General features: G+C 45.4%; 10 protein-coding genes. 6 read left to right on the forward strand and 4 right to left on the reverse strand.

The features are described from left to right. Positions 1 to 13 precede the first annotated feature (13 nt). From LSG37_RS08215 to LSG37_RS08225, 3 genes are all read right to left on the reverse strand, one after another. Complete coding sequence (locus LSG37_RS08215) at positions 14 to 433, reverse strand: putative periplasmic lipoprotein (protein WP_233079417.1); 420 nt, start codon at positions 431 to 433, stop codon at positions 14 to 16. Between the two features lie 185 nt (positions 434 to 618). Then, the gene (locus LSG37_RS08220; protein WP_233079418.1) at positions 619 to 1,545 is read right to left on the reverse strand and encodes an electron transfer flavoprotein subunit alpha/FixB family protein; all 927 of its coding nucleotides are present in this window, start codon (positions 1,543 to 1,545) and stop codon (positions 619 to 621) included. After that, positions 1,545 to 2,294: an electron transfer flavoprotein subunit beta/FixA family protein gene (locus LSG37_RS08225; RefSeq protein WP_008898984.1), complete on the reverse strand. Its 750-nt coding sequence runs from the start codon at positions 2,292 to 2,294 to the stop codon at positions 1,545 to 1,547. Before LSG37_RS08225 ends, LSG37_RS08220 begins: the two co-directional genes overlap by 1 nt. 231 nt (positions 2,295 to 2,525) lie before the next feature. Between LSG37_RS08225 and LSG37_RS08230 the strand changes: the two genes are divergently transcribed. The 3 genes from LSG37_RS08230 (at position 2,526) to LSG37_RS08240 (ending at position 7,497) form a co-directional block, all read left to right on the forward strand. Continuing rightward, positions 2,526 to 4,154: an electron transfer flavoprotein-ubiquinone oxidoreductase gene (locus LSG37_RS08230; protein ID WP_233079490.1), complete on the forward strand. Its 1,629-nt coding sequence runs from the start codon at positions 2,526 to 2,528 to the stop codon at positions 4,152 to 4,154. 362 nt (positions 4,155 to 4,516) lie between these two features. Further along, positions 4,517 to 6,601, forward strand: a complete 2,085-nt coding sequence (locus tag LSG37_RS08235) for a hypothetical protein (protein ID WP_233079491.1) — start codon at positions 4,517 to 4,519, stop codon at positions 6,599 to 6,601. Positions 6,602 to 6,669: 68 nt separating this feature from the next. After that, positions 6,670 to 7,497 (forward strand): 5'-nucleotidase, lipoprotein e(P4) family, encoded by an 828-nt coding sequence (locus LSG37_RS08240; RefSeq protein ID WP_233079419.1) that lies wholly within the window; start codon positions 6,670 to 6,672, stop codon positions 7,495 to 7,497. A 56-nt stretch (positions 7,498 to 7,553) separates the two neighbouring features. Here LSG37_RS08240 and LSG37_RS08245 read toward each other — a convergent pair whose 3' ends face one another. Beyond that, complete coding sequence (locus LSG37_RS08245) at positions 7,554 to 8,516, reverse strand: aldo/keto reductase (RefSeq protein WP_233079420.1); 963 nt, start codon at positions 8,514 to 8,516, stop codon at positions 7,554 to 7,556. A gap of 156 nt (positions 8,517 to 8,672) precedes the next feature. On the opposite strand from LSG37_RS08245, the gene LSG37_RS08250 reads away from it, so the two are divergent. Genes LSG37_RS08250 through LSG37_RS08260 form a run of 3 tightly spaced genes read left to right on the forward strand, consistent with a single transcriptional unit; the run spans position 8,673 to position 12,625 of the window. Then, complete coding sequence (locus LSG37_RS08250) at positions 8,673 to 9,449, forward strand: pseudouridine synthase (RefSeq protein WP_233079421.1); 777 nt, start codon at positions 8,673 to 8,675, stop codon at positions 9,447 to 9,449. Continuing rightward, positions 9,449 to 11,242, forward strand: a complete 1,794-nt coding sequence (locus tag LSG37_RS08255; RefSeq protein WP_233079422.1) for a sensor histidine kinase — start codon at positions 9,449 to 9,451, stop codon at positions 11,240 to 11,242. The genes LSG37_RS08250 and LSG37_RS08255 overlap by 1 nt, the downstream gene beginning before the upstream one ends. Next, positions 11,243 to 12,625: a sigma-54-dependent transcriptional regulator gene (locus LSG37_RS08260; protein ID WP_233079423.1), complete on the forward strand. Its 1,383-nt coding sequence runs from the start codon at positions 11,243 to 11,245 to the stop codon at positions 12,623 to 12,625. Positions 12,626 to 12,740 lie beyond the last annotated feature (115 nt).

Raw genomic sequence — 12,740 nt, forward strand, 5'->3', positions numbered from 1 at the left:
CGGATAACAAAGATCAACTGGCTGGTTGTTCTATTACACATGTTTTCTCAACACAAGCACTCACCGGCGGCAACAGCATCTGACAAGTAGACATTAAGCCAAGCTTTTCATTTTGTTGCTTTTTTAGCTTCTGGTAACGTTCATTGGTATAGCTTAACATTTTTTCATCTGTCTGCTGTGTGGAGTAAATCAGATACTGATCCGGCCCACCACAAGGACGAGCTCCAACCCCAATTACTTTACACTGATTGTCTTGTTCGCACTCTTTGTTTTCGGTTAACCGCTCCAGTCTTAACTGCAACTGGCGGGTGTCGAGCTGCAGTTGCGCTAAAGGACCATCCAACTGGGTAGTCAAGCTGTCTTTATTAGCAGGAACTGTAGCGCAGCCTGCAAGTGACAACACAAGCACAGCCAGAGTTAACGTTTTTTTCATTTTTATCTCCTGAACAGCGTGATCACCCAAATGGCGAAAAGCCTGCAACGGCGCATTAATCGCCTATCTTAGAGATCCAAAGCAAAGGGAACAAGAGAGTTAAAAAAGAAATTTGTAAGCAATTTATTAACTTGAGTAAAGAGAGCCCGCTTGGCCCTCTTTACTCAATCAAAAGAGGGTAAAGGTTAAATCTTGGCTTCCAGCTCAGGCAAAATTGCGAATAAATCGCCTACCAGACCGTAATCAGCCACCTGGAAAATGGGTGCTTCAGGGTCTTTATTAATTGCCACTATCACTTTGGAATCTTTCATACCAGCCAAATGCTGGATAGCACCTGAAATACCCACAGCAATATACAAATCTGGCGCAACAATTTTACCTGTCTGGCCTACTTGCATATCGTTCGGTACAAAACCAGCATCCACTGCGGCGCGTGATGCACCAATAGCAGCATTCAGCTTGTCGGCAATGCCGTTTAACAGCGCAAAGTTTTCACCATTTTGCATACCACGACCACCAGAGATGATGACCTTGGCAGCCGTCAATTCAGGACGCTCTGATTTCGTCAGTTCTTCACTGACAAAAGCCGATACAGCTGCATCTTTAGCCACACTGATAGTTTCAATGGCTGCGTTGTTGCCAGTATCTACCGCATCAAAAGCCGCAGACCGCACAGTCAGCACTTTAATAGCGTCGCTGCTTTTTACTGTTGCAATAGCGTTACCTGCATACACAGGACGAACAAAAGTATCGGCACTTTCAATAGCAATCACATCGGAAATTTGTGCGACATCTAATAGAGCTGCGACACGTGGTAAAAAGTTTTTGCCGTTGGTGGTCGCGCTGGCTACTACATGCTGATAATCCTTCACCAGTTCAGTCACCAGCAGGCTGACATTTTCTGCCAGTTGATGCTGATACACAGCCGAATCGGCATGTAATACCTTAGTTACACCTCGCAATGTCGCCGCTTCTGAGGCCACTGAAGAAGAATTAAAGCCAGCCACTAACAGATGAATATCACCGCCAATCTGGCTGGCTGCTTTTACGGCTTTATGAGTATCCGCCTTCAGGCTCTGATTATTGTGTTCCGCTATCACTAAAATGCTCATCAGATCACCTTCGCTTCTTGTTTTAATTTGGCTACTAACTCATCCACAGAGCTTACGATCACTCCAGCCTGACGGGATGCAGGGGCTGTGACTTTCAGCGTCGTGACGTTAGAGCTTAAGTTCACCCCGTAGCTGTCTGCCGCTTTTACATCCAAAGGCTTTTTCTTAGCCTTCATAATGTTAGGCAATGAAGCATAACGTGGCTCGTTTAAACGCAAGTCTGTTGAAACTACAGCAGGTAAGCTCAGCTCTACTTGCTGTAAACCACCGTCTATCTCGCGGGTGACTTTTACTTTGCCATCAGCCACTACTACTTTTGATGCAAAAGTGCCCTGACCCATACCAGTTAATGCAGCCAGCATCTGGCCTGTCTGGTTGTTGTCTGAGTCTATGGCTTGTTTACCTAAAATCACCAGTTGCGGCTGCTCATCAGCTACTACTTTGCTTAATAATTTCGCCACTTGCAGCGAATCTAAACTCAATTCGGTCTCAATCTGCAACGCGCGATCTGCGCCTAAGGCTAAAGCAGTGCGCAGTTGCTCCTGCACAGCAGCAGGACCTATAGAAACCACCACCACTTCAGTGGCAATGCCTGCTTCTTTTAAACGCACAGCTTCTTCCACGGCAATTTCACAAAACGGATTGAGCGCCATTTTTACGTTGGCTAAATCCACACCGCTTTGATCGGCCTTTACCCGTACTTTGACGTTGTAATCTATGACCCGTTTGACCGGTACTAAAATCTTCATAAAAACCCCATTCGGCCGCTATACTCAGCACTAAGTTGACGTTAAGGTAAAGCTGATTCTTTCCAGGTCATCAATCTACTTACTGTTGACGTTAACGTCAACCTGAAATACCCTAGCAAATAGCAGAAGTTATGAATTTTATGTCAAGTTAATCATCCATCAGCAGAACAAGGCAAAAAGCCAGACAAAAAAGATGGATAAGTTGAGGTTGTTGTGGTTGAACGTGAGTCGATGGAATTTGATGTAGTGATAGTTGGTGCAGGCCCTGCGGGTTTGTCGAGTGCTATCCGCTTAGCTCAACAAGCCAAAACAGCAGGCACTGAAATAAGTCTATGTGTTGTTGAAAAAGGCTCTGAAGTGGGCGCCCATATTTTATCCGGCGCAGTGTTTGAACCCAGGGCTTTAAATGAATTATTCCCTGACTGGCAAAAAATGAATGCGCCAGTGACCGCTTCGGTTACGCATGACCACATTTATCTGTTAAAAGATGAACAAAATGCGCAAAAGCTGCCTAATTTTCTGGTGCCTAAAACCATGCACAATGAAGGCAACTACATTGTGTCTATCGGTAATTTATGCCGCTGGTTAGCCACTCAGGCTGAACAGCTGGGTGTTGAAATTTTCCCGGGCTTTACCGCCGCAGAGCTGCTGATTGAAGATGGTATAGTCAAAGGTGTGGTTACAGGTGAAATGGGTGTTGCCCATGACGGCAGCCAGAAAGACAGCTACGTACCTGCGATGGAGCTTCGTGGTAAATACACTGTATTCGCTGAAGGTTGCCGTGGCCATTTAGGTAAAGAGCTGATTTCCCGCTTTGAACTGGATAAAGGTTGTTCTCCACAACATTATGCTTTGGGTTTTAAAGAAATCTGGGACGTACCGGCAGAGCAACATCAGCAAGGTTTAGTGGTGCACAGCGCTGGCTGGCCATTACAACAAGATACCAGCGGTGGCGGTTATTTGTACCACGCTGAAGGTCAACAGATTGTGGTTGGTCTTATTGTTGATTTGAACTACAGCAACCCACATCTGAGCCCTTTTGAGGAGTTTCAGCGTTATAAGCAGCACCCTGTGATTAAACAATATCTGCAAGGTGGTAAACGTGTGTCTTATGGCGCCCGGGCTATCGCTAAGGGTGGCCTGAACAGCTTGCCTAAAATGACCTTCCCCGGTGGTGTATTGGTGGGTTGTGATGCTGGCACGCTGAATTTCGCCAAAATCAAAGGCAACCACACCGCGATGAAATCAGGCATGCTGGCCGCTGAAACTATTTTCGAGGCATTGCAGCAAGATAAAACCGGTGTAGATTTAACTGAATTTGCAGCGCATTTTGAGCAAAGCTGGTTATTCGACGAGCTGTTCCGAAGCCGCAACTTTGGCCCTGCCATGCATAAATTTGGTTCGTTCTGGGGCGGAGCTTTTAATACGCTGGATCAGAATATTTTCGCAGGCAAACTGCCGTTTACGCTAAAAGATGACACTCTTGATCATTTAACCTTACGACCAGCGGCCGAAGCTCCTAAAATTCAATACGCTAAACCCGACAATCAATTCAGTTTTGACCGTTTATCTTCAGTGTATTTATCCAACACCAACCATGAAGAAGATCAGCCTTGCCACTTAAAACTGGCCGATGCATCTATTCCTGTTCAGGTGAATTTAGCTTTGTACGACGAACCTGCACAGCGTTATTGCCCTGCAGGTGTCTACGAAATAGTGGAAGAAAATAATCAGCCACGATTACAGATCAATGCGCAAAACTGCATTCACTGTAAAACCTGTGATATTAAAGACCCTCGCCAGAATATCACCTGGGTGACCCCGGAAGGTGCTGGTGGTCCAAATTATCCGAATATGTAAAAGTCAGGGGGATGGGATCAGAAGCAAAAACTAAAATCGACAGCTTCTGATCCCATTTATTTCATCTTGATGCGGAATTAGTGCGATATTTTTCAATTTTATTTTCCTGATTATCAAAAAGTTCAATTCTCTTCGATAATTTTGCTGTACTGTACTTCATGCCAATTGTAATAATAGACAGCTAAGTCTATGTTTATGACTCAGATCGAAGTAGCTAAGAACAATAAAAACAGCTTGGAAGGTTATCCATGAGTACAAAAGTGATAAAAAGCAGCGCCGGTAAAGACGATGTAAATTTAACAGTGCGTCCATTCTCCGCCACTGAAACTGAAGCTGACCTGAATTTTGGTTCTGGCCGCTATATGTATTTCACTGAACGCGACCTGAGTCGGATCCTGTCCAATCTGGATGCCTTGCGAAATAGTGTATTCCCTATTCCAGCTTCAGAAGTTGAAGACGTTAACAGACGACAGCAACAGTTTCCTTCGGTTTGTTTAATTGGCTTAGGCCGATGCGGTTCTAATATAGCGCTTGATGTGGCTTCTCTTGTTTACAATGCCCGCAGCTTTTATATGAATGAATTTAATATTGAAGAACGTCAGCAAAAAGAAACCGAATACCGCCCTGTACGCTGGATCAAAAAAGGCCTGAATCTTGATAAGTCGCATCAGGTGAAACCAGTGTTTTTGATTGAGCCTCTGGTGATGCTGGGTGACCTGGATAAAGATATCGAAGGTCGTATTCGTTTTTCTCATAAAGGTGAAAAATCCAATTTCCTGCAAGACTATAACAAAATGAAAATTATGGACTTGTCCGAAGTCCATGCTGGTGGTGCAGGTAACGCTCCTATTTTGGGTCAGTATTTAGCGAAAATCATTCTGAACAAAGACACACAGAAATTTTCCAACCCGGACTGGAAATTTATCCACTCCTACCTGATTGATTCTTGTGGCATCAAAGCCAACCAATCTCGCTTATATTTCTACATTTTCAGTGCGGGCGGTGGTACAGGTTCAGGTATGGCGTCTGAGTTTGGTTTGGCCCAGCAGTACGCTTATATGGCTAAAACTTTTGACACCAGACCAGAAATGGAAAATGAAGCCAACGCTGGCCACTCTTTTGTATTTGAACCTATCTTCACCAGCGGTATCTGTATTCTGCCGAATATTACCGATCACGGCGTGGAGATGTCAGAAGCTCTGCATATCAACTCAGGCCGTTTGTTATGTAAGTATCTGGCTGAAGAATGGGATTTTTCCTACAACCTGGAAAATGAAGACAGCGCCGAATCCAGCGTGATGCACCGCATCCGCCCTTGGAACGCGATGATGCTGATTTCTAATGACATCATGCGTTATGCCGAAGAAACCGATGACGGTGAAATTCAGCATATTGACGTCAATGCGATGGAAAAATACGCCAACCAGTATATTTCCCAGCAGATTTTCAACATTTTAACAGCTCAGGCTGTGACCACAGACTACGACGAAAACTACTTCCGCCGTGCCGGTATCGACATTGGAGAAACCATACGTTTAGATGCCAACGACTTATTTATGAGTCTGGCAGGCCCTGTGGCTGTGGCTTATGCTGAGTCTGTGATCCCAAGTACTCCTGCTGCAGTGGATAAACTGAAGCTGTTTGATAAAAACAGCAACAGCGGTCTAAATATTGACGACCTGTTTTTCCGCTCCATTGACCTGCCCCACTTTAATAAAGTAACGCAAGCCATCGAAGGCATCAGTTTGTTACCTATCGAATCTGGCCGTTACCGCGAAGCTTTAGCTTCTTATGTAAAAAGTGGTTACGATCCAAAAGACTTAAAAGACCTGCACTTCTTTAAGAACTGCTCGTCCGTCGTGTCTATTATCTCGTTACCAAAAGACTACAAACTGTCGTATATGGATTTAAATCGCCTGAAAAGCCATTTAAATACCCTGTTCCCGAACACGACGTTAAAGCGTTACGCGCTGGTGATTGGCGCTTCAGCCAATATCTCGCTGACTACTTTGATTGTTAAGAGTCCGTGTTTGAGTGATGACTTCCTGACCTTGATTGTGTCTTTTATCAAACGTTGTTTTGCCAAAGACGATTATCGTTTTAACGACTCGCTGGACAAAGCCATGCTGGACTTTATCCGGGACGATCATTTTGACGAAGAACGTTTAGACACTATGTTGCATGAGTTTGAAAATCCGGCAAAAATTCTCGATACCAACTGGTATGCCATTAAACCTATGTACGAGAAAAAATACCGCGAGCTTATTCGTAATAAAGACAAGTTTGTCTCTATTAATGACATTCGTTTATCCCGTGACAGTGTGAAAAAATCTATTCACTATCTGCGTGAAATTTATCGTCATAAGATCAGTAAAACTAAGGTTATTTCACTAAATAACCTGTCCGATAAAGGTTCTAAACATGAGCCCGGCGCGGATAAAGCCTAAGTCGCAAGCCTCCGCGGTGCGGGGGCTTTTTTTATGTTTGTCTTTTTTATCCTTATAACGGAGTCCTAATGAACCTCTCTCACTCCTTGCTGCTGGGCAGCTTAATGTTGTGCTCTTTTACCATGCAAGCCAACACTCATGACAATATGAACTCCACCTTGTGGTATCAAAGTTCAGCAGAATTTAAAGCCAGTGCTATTCAGACTTATCAAACCGCGACTTTACAACTGCCTTTGGCGATAGCGGATAAAAACTGGACCGCTTTGACTAACCAGAAAGAGAATTTCCAGCAACTGCCACCCGCTATTATTGTCGATATTGATGAGACTATTCTGGATAACTCCCCTGTTGCCGCTCAAAGCGTGTTATTAAATGCAGGCTACGATCCTAAACGTTGGGACCAATGGGTCGCTATGGCTTCAGCAAAAGCTGTACCGGGCGCGGTGTCTTTTGTCAACAAAGCTGAAGCTGCTGGCGTCAAAGTGCTTTATATCAGCAATAGAGAGTGCGAAAAACGTGCAGGGGTAAATGATAGCTGCCCACAAAAAGCCGATACGCTGCGTAATTTAAAAGCTGTAGGTATAGAAAAAATTGATGCTTCACAAATTTGGTTAAAGTCAGAACAACCACTCTGGAGCAGCGAAAAAGAAAGCCGACGTCTGCTGGCTGCCAAAGACTTTCGTATCTTAATGTCGATTGGCGATGACTTTGGCGATTTCCTGCCCGATGTGAAGAAAAATATCACGCCAGAACAACGTTCTACATTGGTGGATACCTACCAGGACTACTGGGGCAAAAAATGGTTTGTATTAGCCAACCCGACTTACGGTTCCTGGCAGACTATTTTAAAGCAGCCAAACAGTCAGTATTTGCAGTCTGTGCCTGCCGCTAAGTAGTGTCTTATCATTCAGTTTAAAAAAGGGCCTGATGGCCCTTTTTTATTGCGCAGAGATTAAGGTAATGCCTTACCTCTGGCGGCGACATAAAGCGCATACCAGTGTTCACGGCTTAAGTTGACTGTTAAGGCTTTCTGGCACGCCGCGATACGCGCTGGCGAAGTTGTGCCTATCACAGGCTGAATAGCTGCAGGATGTTTCAGTAAAAACGCCAAAGCTATAGCTTCAGGACTGGTTTGATAGTCCGCAGCTAATGATGCAACTAATGCAGCTGTAGTCTGTTGAGCTGCAGTTTCAGGCGTACGACCGCCAGTAAACAAACCTTGCGCCAGACTGCCCCAGGCTTGCAGTTGCACTTTATGCAACTGACAGTATTCCACAGTGCCATAACTAAAATGATGAGCCGCACCATCCGGCATAGCCGTCAGAACATTCTGCTCCAGCCAGTTTAAATCCTTCAGGCTCATTTGCAGCTGATTGGCGACCAAAGGCTCAGGCAAGGCTGATTGCAGCAACTGCAGTTGAGGCCAGCCAAAATTGGATACACCAAAAGCTTTGACTTTGCCTTGTTGTTTTAGCTCTGCAAAAGCTTCAGCCACTTCATCAATCAGCATTAACTGATCCGGTCTGTGCAGCAATAAAATATCTAAATAGTCGGTTTGCAGTCGTTTTAATGACTGATGTACAGACTCAACGATGTAGCTCTTGCTAAAGTCATAACGCCCAACCGCTGTATCGTCAGCAAAACGTATCGCACATTTACTTTGAATGATCAGCTGTTCGCGTAAGCCGGAATGAGCTGCCAGATACTCACCAAACACGGCTTCGGCTTTGCCTCTGGTATAAATATCCGCATGGTCAAAAAAACGAATATTAGCGTCCAGAGCGGCATCTATAGCGCTAAAAGATAAGTCACGTTGCTCTTTACTGGTTGTGGGTTGATCCCAGCTGCCACCCAGTCCCATGCAACCATAAACTAAGGCATCGGCTTGGGGGAAATAGTGCTGAATAGGTAACATCAGTAGTCCCTTCTGGATAATGAGCAGCAAGTGTACCTCATCCGCCCGTCTTGCCAATACCCGTCTTGTTTTCTGCTCTAAAATAAACAGCGGCCTTGCCCCTGATGCATTGAGCCCCTAAACTATCGTCCTTTTTCAACTACCGGGTGTGAAGCTGTGGAGCAAACAACATTGTTTCGTTTAAATAAATTTATTAGTGACACAGGTTTTTGTTCACGCCGGGAAGCCGATAAACTAATTGAACAGGGTCTGGTGACTGTAAACGGTCAGCCTGGTACTTTGGGCACAAAAGTAACAGAACAAGACCAGGTGCTGGTGCAAGGCAAACCACTCAAAGCTAAACCTCGGCGGGTTTATCTGGCCTACCATAAAGCTGTGGGTATTACCTGCACCACAGAGCTGGATGTCAAAGGCAACATCATTGACGCCATGGGTTATCCCGAACGTATTTTCCCTATAGGCCGGTTGGATAAAGAATCTGAAGGGCTGATTTTTTTGACCAATGACGGCGATATCGTCAATAAAATTCTGCGCGCCGGTAATGAACATGAAAAAGAATACGTAGTCACGGTCGACAAACCTGTTACAGAGCAGTTTTTGCGTAAAATGGCCTCTGGTGTGCCTATCCTTGAGACCATTACTTTGCCTTGTCAGGTCAAACAAATTTCCCGCCAGACCTTTAATATTGTTCTGACACAGGGCTTAAACCGGCAAATTCGTCGTATGACGGAATTTTTAGGCTTTAATGTCACTAAACTCAAACGTGTCCGTATTATGAATGTACGTTTGGCTGAACTAAAAGCAGGTCAATACCGTGAACTGACCCAGGCCGAAATGGCAGAACTGGAAGCTAAGTTATTAAGCTCAAGCAAAACTGAAGAAGCCTCGCTTTTGGCCACGCCTAAAGCTAATCCAAGCCAAAGACAGAACTAATGAGCAAACAGCTGCGTTGGTTCCTGCTGCTTTGTGGTTATCTGCTGGTGTTGATGCTGGCGGCTTCTGCGGCGCAGCACTGGAATTACCGTCAGCTGACTCTGAAGGCTCAGCACCAAAGTGACAACCTCGCTGCTTTTATTCGTTATGAAATTGGCCGTTATGCCGATTTACCAGAGCAAATTGCCAACTCCGGCCTGCTGCAATCCCTATTGCTAGAACTTCCTGACAGCAAGGATCAGCTGAATCAATATTTGTTTCAGTTGCAACGAAGTGCTGATGTGGCTGATTTATATCTGGTGAATCCTTCAGGAATTGTGATTGCAAGTTCTAATGCCCACGGCAGAATTTATTATCTGGGTCGTGATTTTGGCTTCAGACCTTATGTTCAGGATGCCTTGGCAGGCCAGAATGCGCAATATTACGCACTGGGCCATACCTGTGAACGCCGGGGGTATTACTACAGCGTCCCTGTTCGTATACAGGGGCAGATCCTGGCTGTTATGGTGGCCAAAGTGGATTTGGAACCTATAGAACAGCATCAGCAACAAATTGCAGGTTTAGCTGACAGCCACTTTATGGTGACTGGGCAAAGCGATGAGGTGTTTTTGTCCAGCGTGGCAGAATGGCGTTTAACCAGCTTGTCCGGCAAAGCTCTTAGTCCGCCTGAACAACAGCGCTATATTACCCAGGCTATCCAACCTATGGATTATGCCGTTCGCTCTGCGATGCTGGCTTCAGGCTATCCTTTGTGGCAGCTGAAAATAGACGGAAAAGCCGCAAGTTTTTTACCCTACCAACGTGCTTTGCCTGAGTTTGGCTGGACCTTAACTGTGCTGGCCTCTCCTGCTTCTCATCGCTCCTCACTCTGGTGGGCATTTTTGCTGGTGACTTTATTCTACAGCTCTGCACTACTGGCATTTTGGGTTCGACGTGAACGGCAAAAACGTCATCTGCAATTAGTGCAACACAATCAACAGCTGGAACAACGCGTGATAGCCCGGACCAAAGATCTGGCTGAAACCAACAGCCAGCTCATACGGCAGATAGAGCGACGTGAGCAAACTGAAACAGAGCTGGCCCAAACCGAGCAACAGCTGGTGCAAACCGCTAAACTTGCCACTATAGGGGCCCTATCAGCTTCTTTAAATCACGAGCTAAATCAGCCGCTGACCGCATTACAAAGTTATGCCCAAACCACAGAAAAGCTGATCGACAAAGGTTATCTGATTGACGCCAAAACCAATATTCAGGCGATGCGACAGTTGATGCAGCGTTTAAGTGTGATAGTGGCGCAGTTTAAAGATTTCAGCCGCAAAAGCTCCGGCAAAAACCAACTGGTGCAGGTGAACAAACTTATTCTGGACGCCCTTGGTATAGTTAAGCATCAATGCCAGCAACAAGGCGTAAAAATCCGGTTGCAGCTGCCGGATCTGTCCCCCACAGTGTTAGCTGACCCTATTCAGCTTGAGCAAGTGCTGGTGAATATTCTGACCAATGGGGTGCAAGCAATGACAGGAGTGGTTGATGCTACTTTTCATATAGTGGTCAAAACTCAACAGCAGCAGGTCAGTATTCATATCCGTGATCAGGGACCTGGGATCGAACCTCATCATTTAGAGCGCATTTTTGAAGCGTTTTTTACCACAAAACAACGGGATGGATTGGGGCTGGGTTTGTCTATTTCGCAGCGTATAGTGCAGTCTTTTGGTGGCCAGCTTGAAGTACGTAACGCCCCTACGGCAGGCGCTGAGTTTATTATTTCGCTTGCTATCGCAAAAACAGGATCTTAAATGGCAACTCTAGAACAACAGCAACCGGCTATTATTTTTATTGATGACGAAGCCGATATTCGCAGCGCAGTCAGTCAGCTGTGTAAGCTCGAAGATTTGCCTTGTTTTACCACTGCCAATCCTGCTGAAGTGCTAAAACAAATCAGCATGGGTTACAGTGGCATAGTGATCACAGATATGCATATGCCGGCATTGAATGGCCTTGAACTGTTGCAAAAAATTCATGCGATAGATGCCGAAATACCTGTGGTGATGCTGACAGGTTATGGTGCAGTGTCTTTGGCCGTAAAAGCCATGCAGCAAGGCGCATATGATTTTCTGGAAAAACCTTTTGATAATGATCATTTGGTGGAAGTCAGTCGCCGGGCTTTGGAAAAACGTCATTTAGTACTGGAAAACCGTCAACTAAAGGCGGCGGTTGAACGCGAACAACAACCCGGTTTGCGCATTTTAGGCCAAAGCCCGGCTATGCAGCAGCTGCGTCGTACTCTGGATGCCGTGATCAACGCCCCAGCTGATGTACTGATTTATGGTGAAACCGGCACAGGAAAAGAACTGGTTGCTCGCTACTTGCATGAGCAAAGTGACAGACGCCAGCATAACTTTGTTGCTATTAACTGTGGCGCTATACCTGAGCAGCTGATTGAAAGTGAACTCTTTGGTGCTGAGGCCGGTGCTTTTACCGGTGCAGATAAAAAACGTATAGGTAAATTTGAGTTTGCCAATGGCGGTACTTTATTACTGGATGAAATTGAAAGTACCCCTTTGTCTTTGCAGGTCAAACTATTGCGGGTACTGGAAGAGCGAAAAGTAACTCGTTTGGGTTCAAACCAGGCGATAGATTTAGATATTAGGGTGATAGCTGCCAGTAAAATGGATTTAAAACAGCTGGCAAGCACAGGAGAATTTCGCAGTGACTTGTATTACCGCTTAAGCCTGGTTGACTTACAGCTGCCAGCATTGCGGCAGCGTAAAGATGATGTGTTTTTATTGTTTTCACATTTTGCCCGCATCGCAGCAGCTCGTTTTCATAAAGAATATATTCCGCTGAAAAGCACTGAACTACAGCAATTAGCACAGCATCAGTGGCCTGGTAACGTGCGTGAGCTGCGCAACATGGCGGAACGTTATGTATTGATGGGTGCTCAGGTGGCTTTTAGCACGCAGCAACATAAAGCGGAAGATGGCATCACAGGCAGTATGAGCCTGCAACAGCGGGTTGAATATTACGAAAAAATGCTGTTGGAAGAGGCCTTAAATCAGCATAAAGGCGCAATCAAAGCTGTGATGGCGGAGCTGGATTTACCCCGCAAAACCTTATACGACAAAATGGCGAAATACCAACTGACCCGCCGCGACTTTCTGGACAAAAACGAAGACTAAAAAACACTTTGTGTGGTTTAAGTGACAGCAGCCTTGAAAGCTTATGCGGAAATCCACACACGAGTTCTCATTAATCGAATGATATCAATTCAACCTATTGAATTTAATAGGTTAT

It is taken from the genome of Rheinheimera soli, assembly GCF_021290985.1.
Taxonomy (GTDB): domain Bacteria; phylum Pseudomonadota; class Gammaproteobacteria; order Enterobacterales; family Alteromonadaceae; genus Pararheinheimera; species Pararheinheimera soli.